This window comes from Acinetobacter sp. ANC 5414 (assembly GCF_013004295.1).
Classification (GTDB): Bacteria; Pseudomonadota; Gammaproteobacteria; order Pseudomonadales; family Moraxellaceae; genus Acinetobacter.
Genome location: NZ_JABERM010000013.1, coordinates 43,133 through 66,327 on the forward strand (window position 1 = coordinate 43,133; position 23,195 = coordinate 66,327).

Genomic DNA, 23,195 nt, shown 5'->3' on the forward strand with positions numbered 1-23,195 from the left:
AATCCTGATTTATTTGTATTTATTTAGCTTTAATACCCTAAACTTATTCTGCAATCCGTCAATGACTATTCTGACAATATGACGTGTCAGTAAATTTAAACGTACTGACTGGCTTCAATTAATTGCCGGGTATATTCAGTTTGTGGATGTAAAAACAGCTGTTCAGTACTTTGAAATTCCATCACCTGCGCACGACGTAACACCAGTACTTTCTGGCACAGGGCTTTGACTACCTGTAAATCATGGCTGATAAACAAATAACTGATCTGATGTTCCTGCTGCAAACGTCTTAACAGTTTCACGATTGCACGCTGCGTAGTGCGATCCAGTGCCGAGGTCGGTTCATCCAGGATCAGTAACTTTGGTCGTAATACCAAGGCTCGTGCCAAGGCTACACGCTGACGTTGTCCACCCGAAAGTTCATGCGGATAACGCGTTCGAAAAGAAACCGGCAATTCGACTTTTTCCAAGGCCTCATCTATCCGCTGTGAGATTTCAGCCACTGACAGTTTTTTTAAGCCCAATCCTTCGCCAATGGTTTGCTCGACATTTAAGCGTGGATTTAAACTGCTAAACGGATCTTGAAACACAATCTGAAATTCAGCACGTAAAGGTCGTAACTGTTTTTCATTGCACTGGTTTAAATCAGTGCCAAGCAGAACAATTTCACCGTCACTTTTAATCAAGCGGGTAATCGCCAAAGCCAGTGAGCTTTTACCCGAACCACTTTCGCCGACAATGCCAATCGACTCACCTTGCATTAACTGTAAATCCAAAGGTTCTACTGCCACAAAGTAATCTTTGACCCGATTTAACAATCCTTGCTTGATTGGAAACTTCACCGCGACCTTGTGTAAAGCCAATAGATTGGGAGCTTCTGCAATTTGAATGGCTTCACCAAAATCATGATTCAGTAAATCGCGGGTATAGGCTTGTTTCGGGTTTTTAAAAATTTCCGCAACACTGCCCTGTTCTTCCACCATGCCTTTATTCATCACAATCACCTGATCGGCATAGCGACGTACCAGATTCAAGTCATGACTGATCAGGATCATCGCCATCTTTCGGCTTTGCTGTAATGATTTAAGCAGATGCAAGATTTGCGCCTGTAAAGTCACATCCAAAGCCGTAGTCGGCTCATCGGCAATCAAAATTTCCGGATCCAAGGCTAATGCCATGGCAATCATCACGCGTTGACGCTGTCCACCGGAAAGCTCATGTGGATAACGGCGCAATTTATCTTCAGGGTCTGTAATGCCAACATCTTGCAGCAATTCGATAATGCGTGCCTGAGTCTTTTGCTTAGACCAACCTTGCAGCAATAAAGTTTCGCCTATAATTTTCTCGACCCGATGCAAGGGATTTAAAGCCGTCATCGGTTCCTGGAAAATCATGGCAATTTTATGGCCACGAATTTTTTGCAGCTGTTCAGTTTTAAGTGACAACAGATCTTGCTGTGTGAGCCAAGCCTGACCTTTTATTTTTAAGGTGCTCGGTAAAAGCCCCAACACAGCCAGACTACTAATCGATTTACCGGAACCACTTTCACCGACAATGGCAATGGTTTCACCTGCATGCAGCTTAAAGTTTAGGTCATCCACTAAAACCTGTTGTTGATGCTGAATATTCAGATGCTCTACAGTTAATACCGTTTCTGGATTATTGGCGTCTTGGATCGAATGCATCACGTGTCGCCTCCCCAATATAAATCAACAAAGATAAGACAATGGCTAGAGTAAAGAAGCCCGAGAGTGCCAACCACGGTGAATTCAGGTTGGATTTGCCTTGTAATAATAATTCACCCAAAGACGCAGCATCCGGTGGTAAACCATAACCCAAGAAATCCAATGCAGTCAGTGCGGTGATATTGGCGGTTAACATAAACGGTAACTGTGACAAACTGGAACTCATTGCATTCGGCAAGATATGACGAAACATAATGGTTCGATCTTCCATACCCAGACTGCGTGCGGCACGAACATAATCCAGATTACGTGCCTTTAAAAATTCAGCGCGAACCAGTCCCACCAAGGTGGTCCAGCCGAATAACAGCATAATCAGAAACAGCCAGTACACATTCGGGGTAAACATGCTGACCAGAATCATCACCATGAATAGCATCGGTAAACCGCCCCATACTTCCAGAATGCGCTGACCAAGTAGATCAATCCAGCCACCATAATAGCCCTGAATCGCCCCTACGGCGATTCCAAGAATGGCCGAAGCAATGGTTAATGCAAAGCCAAATAATAGCGATACACGTAAACCATAAAGAATGCGCGCCAATACATCACGCCCCTGATCATCGGTGCCTAACCAGTTTTGGGAAGTCGGTGCAGAAGGTACCGGAACTGCCAGTTCCAGATTAGGCGTTTGGTAGGAATATTTAATTAGAGGCCAGACTGCCCAGCCTTTATCGTTGATGAGTTGCTGTACCACCGGATCTTTATAATCGGCTTCAGTTTCGAACACTCCGCCAAAAGTGGTTTCCGGATAGGATTTTAAAACCGGCACATAAAGTGAATGATCATAGCTCACCAAAAGCGGTTTATCGTTGGCAATCAATTCAGAAGCCAGCGACAATACAAAAATGACAGTGAAAACAATTAAACAACCAAAACCGAGTTTATTTTCCTGAAAGCGTTTCAGGCGTGCATGCATTAAAGGTGACATTATTCAGCACCTCGCGAATCAAAATTAATGCGCGGGTCAATCACCTGATACAACACATCACTGATTAAACGCAGAATCAAACCCAGCAAGGTAAACAGGAACAAGGTTCCGAAAATGACAGGATAATCACGCTGTTGAATGGCTTCAAAACCAAGTAGTCCCAAACCATCCAGATTAAAGATGATTTCAATAAACAAGTTGCCGACAAAGAAAATACCAATCAGTGCCTCCGGTAAACCGGCAATCACAATCAGCATCGCATTACGGAACACATGACCATAGAGCACCCGCGATTCAGTTAAGCCTTTAGAGCGCGCCGCCAGGACATACTGCTTGTTTAATTCTTCCATAAAAGAATATTTGGTCAAATATGTGAGGCTGGCAAAACCACCGATTACCATCGCCAGCAAAGGCAAAGTCATATGCCAGAAATAATCTTTAATTTTCCCCAATACACTCAGTTCACTGAAGTTTTCTGAAACCAGCCCCTGTAGCGGGAACCACTGAAAATACGAACCACCAGCAAAAAACACAATCAGCAAAACTGCAAAGACAAAAGAAGGTACGGCATAACCTATTGCCAATAACATTGAGGTGGATTTATCAAACAGCATGCCATGTTGACGCGCTTTTTTAATGCCTAAAGGAATAGAGACCAGATAAATCAGCAAAGTGCTCCATAATCCTAAAGACAAGGACACCGGCATTTTTTCCCAGAGCAATTGGGTCACAGGTTTATCTTTAAAAAAACTGGTGCCAAAATCGAAAGTGACATAACTTTTCAGCATCATCCAGAAGCGTTCAGTTGCAGGCTGATCAAAACCATATTGCGCTTTAATCTTCTTGACCATTTCTTCGCTCAAGCCTTTTGCACCCTGATAATTGCTTTTGGCCGTCGCGGTTTCACCGCCCGTCGCCCCCAAACCTTGAAAAGCTTCCGCCTGTTGAATGGCTTGCTCGACTGGACCTCCGGGTGCAATTTGAATCACCACAAAGTTAATCAATAAAATGAAAAACAGTGTCGGAATAATCAGCAGCAGTCTTTTTAATATATATATGCCCATCGAAACAACGTTCCTTGTGCCTTTGCTATTGCTTATTGTTGACCTAAATAATGGGTGACTTTTTTGGCTTGTTCCGCATCACTCCACCAATAGTCAATCCCTGTTGAGAGCTTTGGTTTAACCTTAGGCTGATGATACATGTTCCAGTAGGCAAACCAGTTTTCACCTTTACCATAGGTCGGAATTTGATAATATCCGGCACGCAATAAACGATCCAGCACCTTGGTTCTGACTACCAATTGTTCACGATCAGGTGCACGGATGAGCTGCTGAATCACTTCATCAATCACCGGATTTTTGATGCCGGCATAATTATAATTTCCCGGCTGATCTGCCGATGCACTGCCCCAGAACTGTGCCTGTTCGTTGCCCGGATTTAAAGACTGTGGCATCACATTGGTGGTCATGTCAAAGTCCTTGCTACGCATACGTTCAATGTACTGCGGCACATCGACATGACGAATGGCAACATCCACACCCAGACGTTTCATATTGCGTATAAACGGCATCAGCGTACGTTGTAAACCATCTTGATGAATCAGGAATTCAATACGAATCGGCTTGCCTTTGGGATCGAGCAAACGGCTATTCTTAAAGGTATAACCTGCTTTGATGAGTAACTGACGAGCCGTCAGCAAATTATTGCGGTTAAAACCACTGGCATCGGAAACCGGATATTTCCAATCCTTCAAAACACCCTGACGTTGAATCGGATTTAATTGAGATAAATACGGTTTTAAAATCGCCAGTTCTGCACTGCTTGGAACACCTTTCGCTTCCAGTTCACTATTGGCAAAATAACTCTGTAATCGTCGATATTGTCCATAAAATAGCGCCTTGTTTTGCCATTCAAAATCGTAGGCATAAGTGATGGCTTGGCGGAACTTGATGTCTTGAAAAGGTGTACGGCGGGTATTAAACACAAAACTTTGTGTCGGTATGGGATTCTGATGCTTGAATCTGTATTTCACCACCATCCCTGTTTTTACAGCAGGAAAATGATATTCAGTGACCCATTTACGCGCAGTAAACTCTTCATGCAGGGTATATTGACCCGACTTAAAACCTTCAAAAGCAATGTCCAAACTGCGGTAATACACATACTTCAAACGATCAAAGTTATAACGTCCTTTATTGACCGGTAAATCTTTGCCCCAATAATTCGGGTTACGTTTATAGCTAATATTGCGACCGGCATCAATCCGATCGATCAGATACGGCCCTGAACCTAAAATCGGCTGCATGGTGACACGGGTAAAATCTTTGTTCTGCCAATCACGTTTTGAATAAATCGGCATTTGCGACAGTATCAGCGGCATTTCAGCATTATTGCCAGACTTGAAACTCATCTTTACCGCAAATTTGGATAACACTTCGGTTTTATCCAGATCCGCCAGATACATCTGTAAACCCGGATTAGACTTGGTCCGATAAGCATCAAAACTGAATTTAACATCTTCGGCAGTCACTGCACTGCCATCACTAAAACGTGCTTTGGGATTTAAATGGAAAATGACATATTTGGTTTGTTTGGGATCATAAGTCACTTTATCCGCCAGCAAGGGATACATCACTCCCGGCTCATCCAGTGAATTCGACATCAGCGAGTCAAACAGATATTCCACGCCATCGGTTGAGCTGCCTTTGCCATTCATACTATTCAGGTTATCGAATGTGCCATTACTTGCGGTACTCAAATAACCACCTTTGGGGGCATTGGCATTTGCATAAGGCATGACGGCTAAGCCAGCGTATTTCGGCTGGCTATGGATTGCAATATAAGGCGTGGTCTGCACAGCAGCCCACAGCCCTTGCGTCAAAAGACTAACCCCACAGGCAAAACTCAAGCGTTTTGCTAGAGCAAATGACATCTAAAATGACTCCCTGTCTTTGCCTATAATTATAAGTTCGGCACTTTAATCACATCACCAATACGTAATTGAGTATTGGGTTGAATCGCGTTCATTTCCGCCAGTTTATCCGTATCCAGTCCATAACGGTTGGCCAAGCCAATCAAGGTATCACCGCGTTTGATCTTATACTCTGTGACTGTTTTAGGCACCATGATCTGCTGACCGACACGCAAACCTGCACGTGCATTTAGATCATTTAATGATGCCAGTTCAGCAACCGATACACCTGCCCGATTCGCAATCGCATTTAAAGACTCACCCGGTTTCACTGTATAGGTATCAGTACTTTTAGATGAAGATTTAGTTTTTAGCGGACTTGCAACGACAGGGCGAATACTGTTGGCTCTCGCTTCAATTTCAGGCGGCAAACCAATTTTTAGCTGCTGTCCGATACGTACAGTGCTGTTAGTCCTGATTTGATTGAGATCGGCCAAATACTGAAGCTGCAAGTAATACTGACGTGCAATCGAACTTAAAGTTTCACCCGATTTCACAACATGCACAGTTGGCTTCACGCCTTTGACTGCTTTTTCAGTTTTGTCCATGACTGTTTCATTTACAGACTGAACCGCAGGTGCAGCTTCACCACTGAGTTTTAAGCGCTGTCCAACACGCAAGCCGGTATTGCGGTTAATGCCGTTAATATTGGCGATATAATCCATGCCTAAATTATATTTAGCCGAAATAGCCGACAAGCTATCTCCGGATTGCACCGTATAACTTTCAGGAACAGTTGAACCTGCAGGAATTTTAATGGTCTGACCGACTTGCACACCGCTGTTATTGGATAATTTATTGAGTTGAGCTAATTCAGTTAAAGAGATTTTCGACTGTGCAGCAATACTAGATAAGGTGTCACCACGTTGAATACGATAGCTTTCAGTTTTATACGCGAGTTCTGAAACCTCTCTAACTGGAGTCGATTTTTCTTCCTGCTTAATCTCTACTTTGCTTTCAACTTCATTTAATGGAACATTAATTTTTTGCCCTACCATGAGGCTACTGCCCGCAGTTAAACCCGTGGTTAAATCTGCCAGCTCTTGATTAGACAAGGCATAACGGTCAGCGATCAGTTTTAAATATTCGCCACGTTTAACCACATAGGACTTGGTTTTCACTTTAGCAGCTGGCGTCGTGCTATTAACCTTCGTCTCGGCAGTATTGGAGTTGCTTTGAGCCGTTTCTTTTAACGACAATTTTTGCCCCACACGCAAACCACTGCTGACTGATAAATTATTGTAATCTGCAAGTTGTTTAACCGACATGCCAAACTGGCTAGCGACGCCAGTCAAACTGTCATTGGCTTGAACCACATAGCTTTCAGGCTGTGTTTTTGCCTTGCCTTGAGCAGATGTTTCTGTGCTTTGCGGTTTCGCATCGTAGAGATAAATACTGGTTCCGACATACAGCGGTGAATTTGGATCGATCTGATTCCACTTTGCCACATCACGCCAGTTCAAGCCATTTTTCATCGCAATAACGGCTAAGGTATCTCCAGGAAGAACGGTATAGGTACTGCGTTTTCCTTTAGGTGCAACCACCACAATTTCTGAATCAGTCTTAACGTAGTTTTTACCTTGGTTACGTTTTGCCTCATCAGAATCAATTTTGGTATTTTCCGCTACCCCTTTAGGATAAGCAAAGCCTTTGGTCAACTCCTTACCTTGCTGCTCTGCGACCGATTGACTGGTTTGAATCGCCGTGAGTTTAATTTTACCGTCAAATGGATCGGTAATTTCTGTGCCTTGCGGTGCAATGGCTTTAAGTTCTGCAACCACTATCTCTTGTTCAGCTTTGCTGGCTACAGGTTGTAGCACTTGCTCGACAGTTTTATTTGCACCTTCAGCTTTTACTGCAGCCAAAATTTGTTCACGTTCAGCCGTAGATAATGGTGGCTCAACAGTCACAGGTTTAACATTGGCCACTGGAGTAACCGCAACAGGAATACGTGGTGCACTTGGAATATCGCTATTCGACGCAAACAATGCCAACGCTTCAGAACCTTGAGGTGTAGATATACGCCGTGTATTTGAGGCTTGGGTTGTGGTCACAGGATTCGCAGCTTTAACTGCTGTAGCTGCAACGGGTTGAGCGGTTTTTGTAGTCGTCGTGGCTAATACCGGGGGGGCTTTTTTTACCGGATTAATCACTTGAGTATTGAGTTCAGGTGGATTAGATCTTTCTGGCGTAAAGGGTTGTGCAGTGCTGGCCCATAAACCACCAGAACTAGAAGATAATTTTTTAAGTCGGGCATCAATAGCAGGACTTAAATCCGCAGGAATAATAATCTTCATTGGGCTTTGACTATCCACCCAATCACCACGATGTCCCGGATTTAATTGATATAGCTCGGCACGGCTTAAACCTGTAATAGAGGCAACTTCATTTAAATTCACTGTCCCTACAGGCACTTCTCTAAAGTGTGGGCGGTTGGCAATTGGAGGCAAAGACACCCCATATGCACCCGGATTTTTAATAATTTGTGCAACCGCCAAGAAACGTGGCACATAGTTCATGGTTTCTTGTGGCAGTTTTAGTGACCAGTAATCGGTGGGCAACCCTGCCGCCTTATTGCGGTTAATCGCTTGCTGGATACGTCCCGGGCCTGCATTGTACGCCGCCAAAGCCAGTTCCCATGAACCGAACTGATTGTACAAACCGCCTAAAAACTCATACGCTGCACGCGTCGATTCAACGACATCACGGCGACCATCGTATAAACTGGTTTGTTTCAAGCCATAAATACGGCCAGTACTTGGAATAAATTGCCACATGCCTGCTGCTGCTGCACTACTGGTTGCTGCAGGGTCATACGAACTTTCAATAATCGGCAATAAAGCCAGTTCAGTCGGCAGGCCACGACGCTCTGCTTCTTTCACCGTGTGATAAAGATAACGTGAAGCACGTGCACTCAAACGGTCTAAATACGGTTGACGTGAAATAAACCAGCCACGCTGCGCTTCAATACGAGAGTCCCAATGGGTTTGATCCATTTTAAAACCCACGGTCATGCGTTTCCAAACATCACCGTGTTTTAAAATGAGCAGACGATCCCCTTCTACCGCACGCATATCTGTTGCAGAGAGTAGATCTTCTAAAGAGTCCAAGCTGTCGGCATCCAGATATGCAGAACCCACCAGTTTCGATTTTGATCCTTGCATTGCACTTTGGCTCGAGGAACAACCCGTCAGACCTAGCGCAGCTAAAGCTGAACCCAATACTGTAATTTTAAAAAAATTGGGTAATAAAGGCTGCCACAAAATCGCGGTTGGTTTATACATAAAGAAATCCAGACAACTCGTATAAAATTTATTTTTTAGATATGCCATTGTAGTGAAGCATGTCTTAGACACAAGGCAATAATTTAGCGCGATTTCACTATAAATGTTACAAGAAATTAAAAAATAAGCATGTTATACAGTTCAAATGTGCAATTGCGTTATACAATATGCCATTCACACTGTTCAATTTGACTTTCACTCGTTCGGATTTGGTTTATATGACTCAAACAATCACACTCTATGTCGATGGCGCTTGTCGCGGCAATCCAGGTTTAGGCGGTTGGGGTGCATATGTCATTACTGAAACTGAAGAACACAAGCTGTTTGGCGGTGTGCCGGAAACCACCAATAACCGCATGGAACTCACTGCGGCCATTGAAGGCATTAAATCCTGCCCTGCTGATGCAAAACTGATTATCTGGACAGATTCCAATTACGTAAAACAAGGTATTACCGAGTGGATTCATGGCTGGAAAAAGAAAAACTGGAAAGATGTTAAAAATCCAGATCTGTGGAAACTTCTGGATGCAACCTGCCAGGGCCGCGAAATTGAATGGAACTGGATTAGAGGTCATTCTGGACATCCGGGCAATGAAATGGCAGATCAACTTGCCAACCTAGGTGCAGACCAAACCTTAGCCAACATGAAAAATCCATCATCAAAAGCAGAAAACCCATTAGAAGAAGCTGTGGTTTTAGATAAAAAAAAAGTGGAAAAGGATTGGTTGCTAGATGATCCTTTTGGTTTCGATTTAATGGAATCTGATGCACAGGATGACACGGAAGCTTTAGAAAATTTAGCACAAGAAATGATTCAGTCTGAAGAAATGAATGACGAAGCTGAAGTTCAAGATGAAATTGTAGAAAGTGTTGCGCCTGATCTATTAAATGTAGAGCATCCACATATTGTGATTACACCACGAACCAAACAGGTTCATGGTCCGCGCCAACTGATTCTGGATACCGAAACCACCGGTTTCTATTTTCAGGACACTGACCGGATTATCGAGGTTGGTGCGATTGAAATGGTCAACCGTAAACTGACCGGTAGCTCCATTCATATTTATATCAATCCGAAAAAACCGGTCGGTGATTCTGAAAATATCCATGGTATTTCAGATGATTTCTTAAAAGATAAACCGGTGTATGCAGAAATTGCTGATGTCCTTTTTGAGTATTTAAAAGGCGCAGAGATTATTGCGCATAACGCCACCTTCGACATGAACTTCTTAAACATGGAGTTCAAACGTGCGGGCTTTGTGGCTTTATCCGATGTGTGTGAAGTTACCGACACCTTAGCCATGGCGAAAAGCAAACATCCGGGGCAGAAAAACTCCCTTGATGCTTTGGTGCGCCGTTATGAGATTCCGCAACGAGACCGTACTTTCCACGGTGCATTACTCGATGCTGAAATTCTGGCAGATGTCTATTTAGCCATGACCGGTGGTCAAGTTTCCTTCGACATGGATACCTTGACCGAGAGTGAGCAACAAGAGGCACAGACTGCACGTCTAAGTGTACAAATCGAGTTGCCTGTCATCTTGCCTTCAGAGCAGGAACTTGAAGCACATGAGACATGGGTCAAAGAATTTGAAGAAAAACATGGCACAGCTTGTCTTTTTGCAAAATAAAATCTACATTTCTAGTGGTTTTTTGTATTTAAACATTTAACAGTTAAGTTATAGTTGAATGTAAAGAAGTTTCGCCTTTAACGGGCTGCTCATAAACAGATAAAACACTAGGAAAGGTGCAGATACATGTCTTACCAAACCTCTATTCATTTTGACCCAACTGCATTGCTGATAATAAAAAATGAGGTTGATAACTCAATTAAACTAGTCGAATCAGCGGTTAGCAGCTTAGCAGAAGATCAAACTTTACCTTTTGGTATTGATGATGCACTGAATCAATTTGAGCAATGTGCCCAGGTACTGGCGCTGATTGATATGCCCACCTTGGCTAAAATCGCTCAATATTCTGCTGAGTTAATGCGCAAAATCATGGGGAATCCTGCGCAAATTAACACCCAAGAGGTGATCGCCTTAAGCGAAGGCACTACCATGATGAAGCGCTATATCGAATTCATTTGCTTGCGTGAAGTTAAAATCCCGCAATTCTTGCTCGATACACTCAATCGTCTGGAAATTGTATTGGGTAAACCTGTTACTCATGAAGGTCAGCATATTGAGTCTTTACTTGACTCTATCACTCCTGATTTCCAGCTTCCTAAAGCACCAAGCTTAGAGAAATCTAAATATGTGCATCGCTTGTATAAATTATCTTTAAACAAGCTGATTAAACAGGAAGAAACCGAATTTGATCTACAAGCGATCAAATTGGTCGGTGCATATTTAGCCGGTCTTGCCGAAAATACGCCAAGTAAGCAATATTGGAATTTAGTGCATGTCGCATTTGAGCAGATTGATCATTTGCTTCTAAACGATCCGCGTTTGCGTACCTTGGTCAGCATTGAACGTAATATGGCGCAGTACTTCAATACCCCTGATCGTTTCAAGCCAAGCTTGGCCGATTTAGCCAATATTTTAAGTTTGTGTATTAGCCAAGAAGATCAGACTGCCGAGCATATCCGCAACCAGCTTAATCTGGGTGAAGACCATCTGACCGATACACAATTACAAGTATTCAGCCGTCATCTTTATGGCCCCGATTTTGATACCATGCATACGATTAGCGAACTTGTGACTACTGAAATGACACAAATTCGTAACGACATCGAATACAACTATCAAAATATGACCCCGGAAAAAACACGGGAGTTACAAGATAAATTAAGCAGTCTTGCTAATATTTTCAAAGTGCTCAATCTGAATGAAGCCTTTAATGACTTATCACGCCAAGCAAGTTTGCTCAACAGTGCTGAAGTGCTGAAAGATGAAGGCTTTGCACAACAATTGATGAATTGCATTCTCTCTGCAATGAATTCAATTGGCGTATTAGAACGTCATCACACCTCAAGCCGTTTACAGCTTCGTGTGCACAACATGAATATCTCTTTAGACCGTTTAGACGAAGCACATGCTGCTTTGCTCAATGAAGCTAAAGCGGTGATTGAGCTTGCTAGCCAAACCCTAATGCAGTATTTACAAGACAGTAATTTGGCAACTGTAGAAAATTTGCCGACCCAATTGCGTGAAATTGGGGGTGCACTCTTGTTCTTAAATGCTGAAGCTGGTCAAACCGCGTTAAAAACAGCAGCAGAATTTATTCAGCAGCAAATTGAAAGTTCAACAGTGATTAATGCTGAACAAATCAATCACACCCTCGATACTTTAGCCAGTGCCGATATGATGATTGACAATTTAAAATACAAACAACCTGTATTGCAGTCGATGTTTAATGTAGCATTGCAAAGTAGCGAAAAACTGAAAACTGTTGCCTAATGTCTGAATTATCACTTGCTTATATCTTTCATCAACATCAACTGTTAGTGGATGAAAATTTTCAACTTCCTCAAGTAGAACGTTTGGCAAGTGATCTTCACTTCAACACGGGTGATCAAGTGATTGCCCGTGATCTTCTCGAAGACGAGCCTATTCCTCAAGGCTTACAATTGGTTCCTATCCGTCAGTTATTGACGCTTTGGGATACAAAGCAATTCGAACAGGCCAGTCGTGCAATTCAACTTTTAGAATGGCGTCGAAACCATAAATTCTGTAGTCACTGTGGGCATCTGACAGAAGCACATCCGACTGAATATGCCATGATTTGCCCTGCTTGCCATTATCACCAATATCCACGAGTACAACCTTGCGTGATTACGGTCATTACCCGTGGTGATGATGAAATTTTGCTGGCTAAAAATGCCAAAAACAAAAGCAATATGTATGGACTGATTGCCGGTTTTGTCGAAGTTGGAGAAACCTTAGAAGAGGCGGTACGCCGTGAAACTTTTGAGGAAGTCGGATTAAAAGTAAAAAATGTCCAATATCTTGCCAGCCAACCTTGGCCTTTTCCAAGCAATTTAATGCTCGCTTTTCGCGCCGAATATGCTTCTGGAGAAATTAAACTTCAAGAAGAAGAAATCAGCGATGCGCAATTTTTTAAATTGGATCAACTGCCCGAAATTCCGTTTAAAGGCAGCATTGCTTACGCCATGATTAAACACATTACCGAAGGTCATCCTGTTGCAGATGACACCCGTGAATGGTTATAAGCTAGGGTTTTAGGGCTTCATCCAAAGCCGCTAAAATTTGTTTCTTGGTCTGGAAATAGCGACTAAATAAACTCGAAACCGAACCCATAATGGAAACATGCCCTGTCCCCGGAATGGTAATGATTTGGCTATGATTGCCCTTTTCCTGCAAAATACGATGCAAATCTTCTGAATTATTATGACCGACCACTTGATCATTCGATGCCAAAAACAGGTAATGCTTCACCATGTTCGATTCAATAAAATAATATGGCATCACCTGTTGATAAGGCACAGTCTGATCAAACGCCTCGGCACATAAAGGATCATCTTTATAATCAAAATGATAAGGTCCAGACAATCCAATAATCGCTTGAATTTGGGCACGGCAGTGCAAGGTATACGGCTTCGGATGATACAGTGCCGACATGACATTGAATGCACCGGCCGAATGCCCCATCAACACCAATTTTTCAGTGCGAATATTCAGTTTGGATTGATGCTGGGTCAGATAGTTTAATGCCAGACTCAGGTCATCAATATAACTGGGGAATACATGTTCTGGTGCTAAATGATAATTGATCACCGCAACGTCATACCCCTCTTTCGCAAAGGCTTCACCGACAAAGCGATAATCTTTTTTATCTCCATGTAACCACGCCCCGCCATGTACAAATACAATTAAGGGACGCTGTTCACGTGGTGCTTCAGCAGTAAAAATATCTAAGCGTTGTCGTGCTCTTAAACCATAAGCAATGTTTTCAACGACCGAATAACCTTTTTTAGGGGTTAAACGATTCAGTGCATAACTACCAAAATCGTAAAGGCGAAAATCCTTGTAAAACATTTTCACCAATGCGACATTTTGTTCCAGTTTCTTTTTAACCACTTCAGTTACATTATTGAGCATTCGTAGGTTCAGCTTGGTCAGGATCAATGGCTACAGGTGTTTGTTCAATTGGTTGTGCATACACCACAGGACTGCTAAAACTTGAAGTCACTGCACGTGATTGTTCAACATTATCAATCAGGGTAATGATTTTAGTCACATTCCCCACTTGCTCAAGCACCTGATTCAGATCCGTGATCTCGGCACTATTTAAACGTCCCATCACATATAAAATGCCATCTTCAGTATGAATGCGGACTTTACTATCTGATACCACGACGGCTTTCATAATCAGTCCACGCGTGTTCGCTGTGACCGTGGTATCTTGCATAATGGTGGCATAACCAATTTGGTTGCCCACTTTAATATAATTATGGACAGTTTTGACATCGCTCATGGCACGTACATTATCTTCAGCCAATTGCTTTAAATGGGCATCTGGCACTTGGCCAGTCAATAAGACGTTGCCATGAAAACTTTCAATATTCACACGAGATTGTTTAAATCGTGCATCTAATTTATATAAATTAATTTTAGCGGTACGTTCTATAGAAGAGTCAATAAACACCTGTCCAAGTGAACGGGCACCACTCTCTTTTCCGACTGGGGCTGTTCCTGTGCCACCAGAGATGAAACTTGCACAACCAGATAAACTTGCTACACACAGTAACGTCATTGCAATACGGTTAAACACTCAGCAAGACTCCTAATCGTTAATTTCAATTCTATTTTATTTCAGTATTTACGCTCTGATTTTGTTCAAAGATTAATAAACTCTTGATCAAAAGTAAAAGCATTTTCAATCCATTGTTGATCATAAGTGAATTTGGAAAAATCTTGCTGTATTGTTTTTGCAAATTGTTGAAAAAAATCAAAACAAAATACATCAAAACGACAATAAAACTGTTGGAATTGTGGATGAGTATTTAAAAAGCATAAGGCAGATTTCATAATCTTCTTTTGTTTAGAGAGTGAAATTGTTTCACATGATTGTGCATATTGAGTCGCAGAGCGTGCTTTCACCTCCACAAATATCAACTCCTGATCCTTTTGCACAATCAGATCAATTTCCCCATATCGACAATGATAATTCGTGACAATGAGCGCAAAACCTTGAGCTTGTAAAAGTGCTAAGGCCTGTTGTTCCGCCCATTGGCCTAAATTTAAATGAGCTTGCATATTCGTTGCCATTACAAGGTCTTAATGACTTTTCTGGTATTTTCATAGCAATGTGGAATACGCTGCATATGATTATTATTGATTTTAATCAACCGTGTACGCCACTCAAATTCCATACTTTTTAAATTCGGTTCATCTAAATATTGTTGAGCAATATGCCAAGTATCACTGCCAAAGGCCAATAGTCGTTGGTACTGCATGGAAACAGGATGGTGCTGATAAGCTTTAATTACACCTGACCATCCCGGATCGTATAAAGCGGGCGCATCACAAAACCTCGCACCTTTGGGAATCGGTTGATGCTGTTCAATGGCATTCGCCAATACATAGAGATTTTTATTCGGCAGCTTAACCAGACTATTGAGCCATTCATTATTTCCGAGCAGTAATAAACTGCTTTGCTTATTCAACTTCTTCGGTATTTCCTCGACAACAGTTAAGGGATAATCCATTTGTGAAACTAAAGACATGAGAAAAAGTTCACTGTCGACTTCTGTTCTCGGTTGGCGAAAAACATAAAGTTGCTTAATTTTATCTTTCTGCAAAATTTGATTCAGCGCATAAGCATCATCTTTCTTGGATAGACTGAATTGCCAGACATTTTCCGCTTGGTCAGTGACTTCATTTAAAGCCAAAACACGAACTTTGGGTTTGCTCTTGATTAACCCTTCCACCTCATTGCGTGCTAAAGGTCCAATCACCATTTCAGTTTTTTTATTCACGTTATTTTTTAACAGCTGGACAATTTGTTTTTGATCAGAGTTTACAAATTTAATCGGAGTTTTCTGACCTGATGCTTGATAAGCACTCATAAAACCCTGTTTGACACTCAATCCGGCTCGCGCCATAGGACCCGATTCAGGTAAAATGACCAATACTTCGGCTTGTGCGTGGTTAAAAATGCAATACAGCATGAAGCCCATCAAATTATTTTTATTATTCAACATTGGAGAAACCTTATGAGTGCTCAGTTATTTGTTGTAGCGACCCCAATTGGGCACTTAGATGACATCACTTATCGTGCGATTCATGTTTTGAAGTCTGTAAGTATTATCGCGGCAGAAGATACGCGTACTTCCACTCAATTATTAAAGCACCATAATATATCAACTCCTCTGACTGCGTGTCATGAGCATAATGAAAGTAACAAAATTGATATATTGATCCAGAGATTGCTGAATGGCGAAGACATGGCCTTGATTAGTGATGCAGGTACGCCGCTGATTAGTGACCCGGGTTTTAAACTGGTTCGTGCCGCACAAGAGCATAATATTCGCGTGGTTCCTGTACCCGGTGCTTGTGCTGCGATTGCCGCACTCAGCTCTGTCGGTTTGCCGAGTGACCGTTTTAGCTTTCAAGGCTTTTTGCCTTCGCGTCAATCTCAGCGTCGAATTCAGTTAGAAAAGTTAAAAGATGAAACTCAAACTTTAATTTTTTATGAAGCACCGCATCGTATTTTAGAGTCAGTGAAAGATATGGCTGATATTTTTGGTGCAGAGCGTCCAGTTGGTTTTGCCCGTGAAATCACTAAAACTTTTGAAACCATCAAAAAAATGACTTTGGCGGAGTTGATTCAATTGATTGAATCTGACCATAACCAGCAAAAAGGTGAAATTGTTTTAGTCATTGGTGGTGCGACGGTAGAAAAGGATTTAGATCAGGAAAAACTGGATCAGTTATTGACGCGTTTATTGCAAGATCTATCGGTCAAAGCTGCTTCACAATTGGCAGCCGATTTGACTGGAATCAAAAAGAAAGTGGCGTATCAACGTGCTCTGGAACTCACTAATCAAGATTAAAAATGAGCCAGTAAAAACTAAAAAAGCATCACGTTTGTGATGCTTTTTTTATATCCCTTACAAAAACCAAGCAAAGGAGCAATTAATCTTTTGCAGATTCATCCGCAGGGACTTCAGTAATGCGACCACCACGTGCAAGGAACGCAGCAACTTCATCTTCCAAGGCTTGACGCTGTTTGAGTTTAGCAGTCACGGTTAAAGTTTCTGCTTCAGCCACATCGCCATCTGTTAGCGTAGGTTCACTGTCAGATGCCCCTTTTTCAGCAGCCTTCGCTTCATCCTCATCTACTGCAGTTTCTTCTACTTCATCGTAGTCATTCATATCTGTCATCTCTCTTTCTCCCCACAAATGACTTCCATAGTTACAATGTAAATTGGTTTTGAATTAGGAAGAAATTTAGCAATCTCTGATCGTTTCGCATAGAGTCAAATACAAAAAAATCGTATCTTTTTTAGTCAAAAAAGTAAACTTATATGAATATTTGTACAAAAAGCAGCTTTTCAGTCTCAAACTGCATAACAGGTATCTTTTAAGACCTGTAATCCATTGGCTTGAGACATAAAGGCATCTTTTAAGGCTGCATGTTGCTCCACCTGTTTTAAGCCGAAATTTCGCGCCCAAACCACAGGAAAAAGTTGTGTGGTTTCCATCCAGCCAATCGCAGACATGCTATGCATCATGGCATCATTTTGTCCTTTGCGACGGTGTTCATAGCGCTGCAAAGTTTGTTCATGTGCCCATACGCCACGCTTTTTGTCATGTAGTAATGCATCACATAAAATGGCAGCATCTAAACAGCCAATATTGACCCCTTGCCCAGCGAGCGGATGAATCACATGCGCGGCATCGCCAATCAGGGCTAAGCCAGCTTTGACATATTGCTGTGCAGCACGTGCTTTCAGCGGAAACTGTGCACGTGGTGTGGCTTCCAATACTTCACCCAGCATGTGGTGACTTTCACGAGTTAGCAGCGCAGTAAAATCGGCATCATTCAAAGCGGCATATTGTTCTGCATAATCATCCGGTAGTGTCCAGACAATCGATTGCCAATAGCCATCTTGCTCCGGCTTTAAACTGGCCATAGGTAAAAATGCCAATGGTCCGGTTTCAAGGAAAATCTGACGTGCCACATGTTGGTGTGGCTGGGTTGTTCGAATGGCGCAAGTTAAACCGGCTTGTTTGTAATCGAGGATATCCAGGTCAATAAAGGCTTGTTCACGGACAAATGAATTTGCGCCATCAGCCCCAATTACCAGTTTGGTTTTAAGCTCTGTACCATCTGCTAGATGAATATGCCAAAAGCCTACACCTTGTTCTACCCGTATGACTTTGACTTGAGTACGGTAATCTTGCAGCTGTTCCAGCATTTTTTGCTGAATGGCTAAATTCAAAACACTCGGCTCAACCATCGACCCTAAAGTCTGTTCAGCACTGGGTGTGTTTTGGCTGGATTGTCCAAAATTGATCTCGCCATAGCCATTTTTATTCCACACTTGCATGCCGCTATAAGGCATCTGACGGGCCAATTTTTCCCACACATGTACCGTTTTGAGCAAATGGATGGTGGCTTGGCTGAGTGCCAAAACACGTGGATTGGCAACAGAAAGAACTTTTTGTTCATCTAAAATAGGTGCAGCATCGAGTACCGTCGCCTGAACACCACCTTGTGCAAGCAACAATGCGGTTAAACCACCGACTAAACCACCACCGATAATGACGACATCTAGTACATCTGACTGATTTAAACTCATGCTTTTAGCCCCATTGCATAATTTGCCACCAACGGTTTAATGCCCGGAATGGTATCAAAAGCCAGTAAGCCGGTATTACGGATTAGTTTGAGCACAGGGTTTTGGTTACTAAAGCCACGCACCACCGTGTCACAGAACTTGATCACACGTTGCTGATCGGTTAATCGTGCCTGCTCGTAAGCCAGCAACATGCTCGGCTCGCCAATATCTTCTGATTTGGATAATTGTTCTGTCAACGAACGCACCAATACATAAGCATCACGCATGCACAGGTTAAAGCCCTGCCCGGCAACGGGGTGAATGGTATGTGCCGCATTACCCATCAGCACCACACGACCGACTGCCTGTTTTTCGGCAAGTACTTGGGACAATGGGAAACTAAAACGGCGACCGGTTTTTTGGAACTTGCCTGCTCGGTCACCATAGGTTTCTTGTAAGGCATCTAGGAAATGTTGATCATTTTCTTCCCCTAACCATTCACCTTCAGTTCCTTTTTTCACCGGCCAAACCACGGAACGACGATATTCGCCCGGCAAAGGTAACAGTGCTAAAGGCCCAAGCGGGCTAAAACGCTCAAAGCCAACATGGTTGTGTGGTTTTGAGGTTTGCACTGTGGTCACAATAGCGACTTGATCATAATCATGTTCATCTGCACCAATGCCTAAAGCTTTACGGCAGAATGAATCACGACCATCGGCAGCGATCACCAGTTTGGATTGTAAAGATAAGATTTCTTCACCGCGTAAAGCTTCAATATGGGCTTGATTAGCATCTTGCGTTAGTGAAGTGACTTGTACACCATCAATCAACTCAATAAGCGGCTGTTTTCTAACTTCCGTGAGAAGTACACGGCCGAGCCAGGCATTTTCAATCACCTGTCCAAAGCTTTCGACTTTTTCTTGTTCTGCTTTTAGTCGTGCCTTACCAAAGCTGCCTTGCTCTGTAATATGTACCTCAAGAATTGGCGTTGCATGTTCTTGTAAGGCATTCCACAAACCAAGTTCTTGATAGATTTGAACACTGCGACGTGACAAGGCACTATTTCGTGCATCGAAACTGGAGTGATAAGGTGCAAGATTGGCATCATCATAATTTGGATATTTTATAGCTTCGAGCAACTTCACCCCAATGTTTGCCTTAGCTAACATTAAGGCTAAACTTAGCCCGACCATACCACCGCCTACGATGATCACTTCTTGCTGCATGCTTTGATCCTTTTATGTCGTATCTACAAGGTTTAGATACTTATAATCATGATGGATTTTATATTACATCATGGCTTAGGATTTTGACATTGCAAAGCACGTTGTTGCTGTAGCTTATTGACATCTATACGATCAACTATTTGCTTGGTTATCGGTAATGCAAACAAAATAGTAGTCACTAACACTACCATTAATATGATGTTTACATACGATTTCCAAACTGCTTTGAAGCCATAAACATAAAGAGTTGGTTTAAACATTTTCTGATCAGGCAACGGATATTGTCCTAGTCGAATGATATTGATATTTCTCGGCAGATCTAATAAAAATGCCATTAATAAAATACTTGGCACGCCAACAAAGGTGCTTTTAAATAAAATATCGTAACCTTTCGGATGACAGAGAAACCAAGTGGTCGTATTCCACCATGGAATCACCCAAATATATAAAATCCCAATTGGAATTAACAAAAGGCTATACAGCGCAAGTTTTCGTAATTTTTCTTGTGGTGTATAAAGTGGTGCATATTCACTCATGTCTTGATCTTCTTATGATTTTTTTATTAATTATAGATAAAAATTAAACAAAAAAGCCGATCATCTGACCGGCTTTTAACTTCGATACCTGCTTAGGCAGCTTTCGCTTTTGCCATCAACGCTTCAATATCTTCTACTGTTTTCACGACATCTTTAGTGAGCACTAGAGGTCCATTTTCGGTGGCTACAACATCATCTTCAATACGGATACCAATACCACGCCATTTCGCATCGACTGTTACATCATCTGGGGCAATGTACAGACCCGGCTCAACGGTAACAACCATGCCTTCTTCGTAGGCACGCCATTCACCATCCTGTTTATATGAACCCACATCATGCACATCCATACCCAACCAGTGACCAGTGCCATGCATATAGAACTGACGGAATGTTTCTTTTTGAATAATTTCGTCAATATCTCCTTGCATCAAGCCAAGTTCAAGCAGACCTTCAACCATAATTCGAACAGCAACATTATGTGGTTGTTTGTATGAATTGCCGATACGTACAGCATCAATGGCAGCCAGTTGTGCTTTTAAAATCAGTTCATATAACGCTTTTTGTTCAGGGCTAAATTTACCATTGACGGGGAAAGTACGGGTAATATCTGATGCATACAATTGATATTCACATGCTGCATCAATCAGGACTAAATCCCCATCGTTTAGCTCTTTGTCATTTTCCACATAATGCAGAATGCAGGCGTTTGCTCCGCCACCAACAATGCTGTTATAGGCAGGCACACATCCATTTTTACCGAAGATGTAATCGATTTCTGCCTCAAGTGCATATTCCATCATGCCCGGACGCACAGTTTGCATGGCACGGGTATGGGCTTCGCTACTGATGTTCGATGCAAGTTGCATCAACTTAATTTCTTTTTCAGATTTGTGCAAACGCATTTCATCTAAAATACGATCCAGCTGAATCACATTTGCAGGTGCAGAGGTACCTCGACGTGATTCACCATTGGCCTCGGCAATCCACTTTGCTACACGCGCATCAAAATCAGCTTGTTGACCAATACGATAGAACAATTTTTGTTTATCGAGCAATTTCTCGATAATTTCTTCATCTAACAGATCAATCGCATAGGCTTCATCAGCCTCATAATGATCTACTGCACCATCCACACCGGCACGATAACCGTTCCATATTTCCATTTCACGGTTACGTTCACGGCAGAACAAGCTATAGGTATAACCTTCATCAATCGACTCAAACGTCTCAATGACAGCCACTGCTTCAGGTTCTGCAAATCCCGTCAGGTAAAAAAAGCTGCTGTCCGCACGAAATTTATAATCTGCATCACGGTTACGCATAGCAACCGGACTAGTGGCAATAATCGCAATACTGTGCGGACCCATTTCTTCTGCCAGGCGATCGCGACGTTCCTGAAAATCTGCTTGAGTCAGTTTCATCATTAAGTTTACTTTTGTCTTTTATGAGTGGAGGTTATAACTTTTTAAATAGCCTGTTGTTGGACCAGAATCATCCTAATTAGCTCGGACGATGTGGGGTAAACATTTCTACAACACTGCTTGCATCTGTTGAAGCTGCACGTTTCAATTGAGGCTGAAGCTTTTTCAGCAATGGTGTTTCTGCAATTTCTACTTTTTTGCGTCCCAATGACAAGCTAACAGGAATTAAGCGCACAAATTCATAAAGTTCTTGATAGCTTGCTTCGCCTTCTTCGTCATCGTCAGATTCTTCAAACTCGACCGCTGCAACATCTTGAAGATGTTCAATCCATTCGACTTCATCTGGACGGATATGACCTGAAGCCAAACCGAAACCGAGTACAACCCCGGCACACCAGTCTGCCAATGCTTGTACACGATCCGCAAGAACGTGTTCGTCATCCGGAAGCAATGGTAAATAGTCCAGTTCATCGTCCGATAAAGCATGAGAAATATCTTCTGCTTCATCTGTGAGCAAATTCAGAACGTGTTCATCCAATGCGGGAATTTCAAGGGTTGCTAAAATTTGTTGCCATTCATCGCTGGTGGGTGCCTGAGTAACACAAATAATACCCGTAAGTAACCCATGTAACTCACTAGGGCTTGAAATCTCTTCAATTTTTGAAAAATTGTGGTGCCATTCCGACCAACCTGAAATATCGTCTTGCATTCGTTTATCCAATCTCTATACTTCGTATATATTACCTTTGTTTGCAATACTGTGCGACTACCATATGTTAGAAGAATTACAGCGTCTACAGGCGCATATTGGCGTTTTAAAAACGCGACTTACGCATTATGAAAGTGAAAATAGTGCACTCACCGCGGCAAAAGAAAATTCTGCCGAACATCATCATGCCCAAATTGTGCAAAAGAACGGCATCATCACCAAGAAACAAGAAGAAATAGACGATCTTAGCGAGCAATTAAGCGATGCACGCTCCCAGTTCAAGCAATTGAACACCGATGCGACTTCTTTAGCTGATCGTTATAGTCGTTTAGAAAAAAGTTGTACCGATCTTAAAAATCGTTTTCAGGAAATTCTGGCTGAACGTAATGAATTACGTGTCATTAAAGAAAAAATGCAAAATGAACAACGTCTTGCTCAACAGGAAATTCAAGCTTTGCAGCAGGAACGAGAAAGATTGTTACAAAAAAATGAACATGCCAAGGCCAAGGTTGAAGCGATTATTCAGCGCTTGTCTATTTTAGGGACTGCTCAAGATCAGCACGCGCAAGAAATTCAACAACTTGCTCACCCAACAGAAGCCAATGAGGACATTTAAGC

General features: G+C 42.3%; 20 protein-coding genes. 5 read left to right on the plus strand and 15 right to left on the minus strand.

Features of this window, described 5'->3' with window-relative positions:
• Nucleotides 1–95: 95 nt before the first annotated feature.
• Genes HLH18_RS09300 through HLH18_RS09320 form a run of 5 tightly spaced genes read right to left on the minus strand, consistent with a single transcriptional unit; the run spans nt 96 to nt 8,931 of the window.
• Nucleotides 96–1,685: an ABC transporter ATP-binding protein gene (locus tag HLH18_RS09300; protein WP_171546618.1), complete on the minus strand. Its 1,590-nt coding sequence runs from the start codon at nt 1,683–1,685 to the stop codon at nt 96–98.
• A complete protein-coding gene (locus HLH18_RS09305; protein ID WP_171546596.1) occupies nt 1,660–2,673 on the minus strand; it encodes an ABC transporter permease in 1,014 nt (337 codons plus the stop codon). The genes HLH18_RS09300 and HLH18_RS09305 overlap by 26 nt, the downstream gene beginning before the upstream one ends.
• The gene (locus tag HLH18_RS09310) at nt 2,673–3,737 is read right to left on the minus strand and encodes a microcin C ABC transporter permease YejB (RefSeq protein ID WP_171546597.1); all 1,065 of its coding nucleotides are present in this window, start codon (nt 3,735–3,737) and stop codon (nt 2,673–2,675) included. Before HLH18_RS09310 ends, HLH18_RS09305 begins: the two co-directional genes overlap by 1 nt.
• A 32-nt stretch (nt 3,738–3,769) precedes the next feature.
• Nucleotides 3,770–5,608, minus strand: a complete 1,839-nt coding sequence (locus tag HLH18_RS09315) for an extracellular solute-binding protein (RefSeq protein WP_171546598.1) — start codon at nt 5,606–5,608, stop codon at nt 3,770–3,772.
• Between the two features lie 29 nt (nt 5,609–5,637).
• Nucleotides 5,638–8,931 carry a lytic transglycosylase gene (locus tag HLH18_RS09320; protein ID WP_171546599.1) on the minus strand — a complete coding sequence of 1,098 codons (3,294 nt, stop codon included), beginning with the start codon at nt 8,929–8,931 and terminating at the stop codon, nt 5,638–5,640.
• 218 nt (nt 8,932–9,149) lie between these two features.
• On the opposite strand from HLH18_RS09320, the gene dnaQ reads away from it, so the two are divergent.
• The 3 genes from dnaQ to nudC all read left to right on the plus strand — a co-directional run bounded on the left by dnaQ (nt 9,150) and on the right by nudC (nt 13,105).
• Entirely contained in the window at nt 9,150–10,562 is a 1,413-nt protein-coding gene (dnaQ, locus tag HLH18_RS09325; RefSeq protein WP_171546600.1) for a DNA polymerase III subunit epsilon, read from the plus strand.
• A 126-nt stretch (nt 10,563–10,688) separates the two neighbouring features.
• On the plus strand, nt 10,689–12,332 hold the full coding sequence (locus tag HLH18_RS09330; RefSeq protein WP_171546601.1) for a chemotaxis protein: 1,644 nt from the start codon (nt 10,689–10,691) through the stop codon (nt 12,330–12,332).
• Nucleotides 12,332–13,105 carry an NAD(+) diphosphatase gene (nudC, locus tag HLH18_RS09335; RefSeq protein WP_171546602.1) on the plus strand — a complete coding sequence of 258 codons (774 nt, stop codon included), beginning with the start codon at nt 12,332–12,334 and terminating at the stop codon, nt 13,103–13,105. The genes HLH18_RS09330 and nudC overlap by 1 nt, the downstream gene beginning before the upstream one ends.
• A gap of 1 nt (nt 13,106) precedes the next feature.
• Here nudC and HLH18_RS09340 read toward each other — a convergent pair whose 3' ends face one another.
• The 4 genes from HLH18_RS09340 to HLH18_RS09355 all read right to left on the minus strand — a co-directional run bounded on the left by HLH18_RS09340 (nt 13,107) and on the right by HLH18_RS09355 (nt 16,099).
• Nucleotides 13,107–13,994 (minus strand): alpha/beta hydrolase, encoded by an 888-nt coding sequence (locus HLH18_RS09340; protein WP_171546603.1) that lies wholly within the window; start codon nt 13,992–13,994, stop codon nt 13,107–13,109.
• Entirely contained in the window at nt 13,984–14,667 is a 684-nt protein-coding gene (locus HLH18_RS09345; protein ID WP_171546604.1) for a BON domain-containing protein, read from the minus strand. Before HLH18_RS09345 ends, HLH18_RS09340 begins: the two co-directional genes overlap by 11 nt.
• A gap of 65 nt (nt 14,668–14,732) precedes the next feature.
• The gene (locus tag HLH18_RS09350) at nt 14,733–15,164 is read right to left on the minus strand and encodes a YraN family protein (RefSeq protein ID WP_171546605.1); all 432 of its coding nucleotides are present in this window, start codon (nt 15,162–15,164) and stop codon (nt 14,733–14,735) included.
• Nucleotides 15,164–16,099, minus strand: a complete 936-nt coding sequence (locus HLH18_RS09355) for a penicillin-binding protein activator (RefSeq protein WP_171546606.1) — start codon at nt 16,097–16,099, stop codon at nt 15,164–15,166. Before HLH18_RS09355 ends, HLH18_RS09350 begins: the two co-directional genes overlap by 1 nt.
• A gap of 12 nt (nt 16,100–16,111) precedes the next feature.
• On the opposite strand from HLH18_RS09355, the gene rsmI reads away from it, so the two are divergent.
• Nucleotides 16,112–16,951 (plus strand): 16S rRNA (cytidine(1402)-2'-O)-methyltransferase, encoded by an 840-nt coding sequence (gene rsmI / locus HLH18_RS09360; protein WP_171546607.1) that lies wholly within the window; start codon nt 16,112–16,114, stop codon nt 16,949–16,951.
• Between the two features lie 82 nt (nt 16,952–17,033).
• On the opposite strand, the gene HLH18_RS09365 is transcribed toward rsmI, so the two are convergent.
• The 6 genes from HLH18_RS09365 to HLH18_RS09390 all read right to left on the minus strand — a co-directional run bounded on the left by HLH18_RS09365 (nt 17,034) and on the right by HLH18_RS09390 (nt 22,577).
• Nucleotides 17,034–17,282 carry a hypothetical protein gene (locus HLH18_RS09365; RefSeq protein WP_171528596.1) on the minus strand — a complete coding sequence of 83 codons (249 nt, stop codon included), beginning with the start codon at nt 17,280–17,282 and terminating at the stop codon, nt 17,034–17,036.
• A gap of 176 nt (nt 17,283–17,458) precedes the next feature.
• A complete protein-coding gene (locus tag HLH18_RS09370) occupies nt 17,459–18,703 on the minus strand; it encodes an FAD-dependent monooxygenase (RefSeq protein WP_171546608.1) in 1,245 nt (414 codons plus the stop codon).
• A complete protein-coding gene (ubiH, locus tag HLH18_RS09375) occupies nt 18,700–19,908 on the minus strand; it encodes a 2-octaprenyl-6-methoxyphenyl hydroxylase (protein ID WP_171546609.1) in 1,209 nt (402 codons plus the stop codon). The genes HLH18_RS09370 and ubiH overlap by 4 nt, the downstream gene beginning before the upstream one ends.
• Before the next feature lie 68 nt (nt 19,909–19,976).
• Nucleotides 19,977–20,444 (minus strand): hypothetical protein, encoded by a 468-nt coding sequence (locus HLH18_RS09380; RefSeq protein WP_171546610.1) that lies wholly within the window; start codon nt 20,442–20,444, stop codon nt 19,977–19,979.
• A gap of 92 nt (nt 20,445–20,536) precedes the next feature.
• Nucleotides 20,537–21,868 (minus strand): Xaa-Pro aminopeptidase, encoded by a 1,332-nt coding sequence (gene pepP / locus HLH18_RS09385; protein WP_171546619.1) that lies wholly within the window; start codon nt 21,866–21,868, stop codon nt 20,537–20,539.
• 79 nt (nt 21,869–21,947) lie between these two features.
• Nucleotides 21,948–22,577: a UPF0149 family protein gene (locus tag HLH18_RS09390; RefSeq protein WP_171546611.1), complete on the minus strand. Its 630-nt coding sequence runs from the start codon at nt 22,575–22,577 to the stop codon at nt 21,948–21,950.
• Between the two features lie 64 nt (nt 22,578–22,641).
• On the opposite strand from HLH18_RS09390, the gene HLH18_RS09395 reads away from it, so the two are divergent.
• On the plus strand, nt 22,642–23,193 hold the full coding sequence (locus HLH18_RS09395; RefSeq protein WP_067724074.1) for a hypothetical protein: 552 nt from the start codon (nt 22,642–22,644) through the stop codon (nt 23,191–23,193).
• The last annotated feature ends 2 nt before the right edge of the window (nt 23,194–23,195 follow it).

What these genes read in the sequence shown, in the direction of transcription:
- HLH18_RS09315 (WP_171546598.1), bottom strand. Translation starts at nt 5,608, where the DNA reads ATGTCATTTGCTCTAGCAAAACGCTTGAGTTTTGCCTGTGGGGTTAGT.
- rsmI (WP_171546607.1), top strand. Translation starts at nt 16,112, where the DNA reads ATGAGTGCTCAGTTATTTGTTGTAGCGACCCCAATTGGGCACTTAGAT.
- HLH18_RS09380 (WP_171546610.1), bottom strand. Translation starts at nt 20,444, where the DNA reads ATGAGTGAATATGCACCACTTTATACACCACAAGAAAAATTACGAAAA.
- HLH18_RS09370 (WP_171546608.1), bottom strand. Translation starts at nt 18,703, where the DNA reads ATGAGTTTAAATCAGTCAGATGTACTAGATGTCGTCATTATCGGTGGT.
- ubiH (WP_171546609.1), bottom strand. Translation starts at nt 19,908, where the DNA reads ATGCAGCAAGAAGTGATCATCGTAGGCGGTGGTATGGTCGGGCTAAGT.
- pepP (WP_171546619.1), bottom strand. Translation starts at nt 21,868, where the DNA reads ATGAAACTGACTCAAGCAGATTTTCAGGAACGTCGCGATCGCCTGGCA.
- HLH18_RS09340 (WP_171546603.1), bottom strand. Translation starts at nt 13,994, where the DNA reads ATGCTCAATAATGTAACTGAAGTGGTTAAAAAGAAACTGGAACAAAAT.
- HLH18_RS09300 (WP_171546618.1), bottom strand. Translation starts at nt 1,685, where the DNA reads ATGCATTCGATCCAAGACGCCAATAATCCAGAAACGGTATTAACTGTA.
- HLH18_RS09310 (WP_171546597.1), bottom strand. Translation starts at nt 3,737, where the DNA reads ATGGGCATATATATATTAAAAAGACTGCTGCTGATTATTCCGACACTG.
- HLH18_RS09395 (WP_067724074.1), top strand. Translation starts at nt 22,642, where the DNA reads ATGTTAGAAGAATTACAGCGTCTACAGGCGCATATTGGCGTTTTAAAA.
- dnaQ (WP_171546600.1), top strand. Translation starts at nt 9,150, where the DNA reads ATGACTCAAACAATCACACTCTATGTCGATGGCGCTTGTCGCGGCAAT.
- HLH18_RS09305 (WP_171546596.1), bottom strand. Translation starts at nt 2,673, where the DNA reads ATGTCACCTTTAATGCATGCACGCCTGAAACGCTTTCAGGAAAATAAA.
- HLH18_RS09320 (WP_171546599.1), bottom strand. Translation starts at nt 8,931, where the DNA reads ATGTATAAACCAACCGCGATTTTGTGGCAGCCTTTATTACCCAATTTT.
- HLH18_RS09350 (WP_171546605.1), bottom strand. Translation starts at nt 15,164, where the DNA reads ATGGCAACGAATATGCAAGCTCATTTAAATTTAGGCCAATGGGCGGAA.
- nudC (WP_171546602.1), top strand. Translation starts at nt 12,332, where the DNA reads ATGTCTGAATTATCACTTGCTTATATCTTTCATCAACATCAACTGTTA.
- HLH18_RS09355 (WP_171546606.1), bottom strand. Translation starts at nt 16,099, where the DNA reads ATGTTGAATAATAAAAATAATTTGATGGGCTTCATGCTGTATTGCATT.
- HLH18_RS09390 (WP_171546611.1), bottom strand. Translation starts at nt 22,577, where the DNA reads ATGCAAGACGATATTTCAGGTTGGTCGGAATGGCACCACAATTTTTCA.
- HLH18_RS09365 (WP_171528596.1), bottom strand. Translation starts at nt 17,282, where the DNA reads ATGACAGATATGAATGACTACGATGAAGTAGAAGAAACTGCAGTAGAT.
- HLH18_RS09330 (WP_171546601.1), top strand. Translation starts at nt 10,689, where the DNA reads ATGTCTTACCAAACCTCTATTCATTTTGACCCAACTGCATTGCTGATA.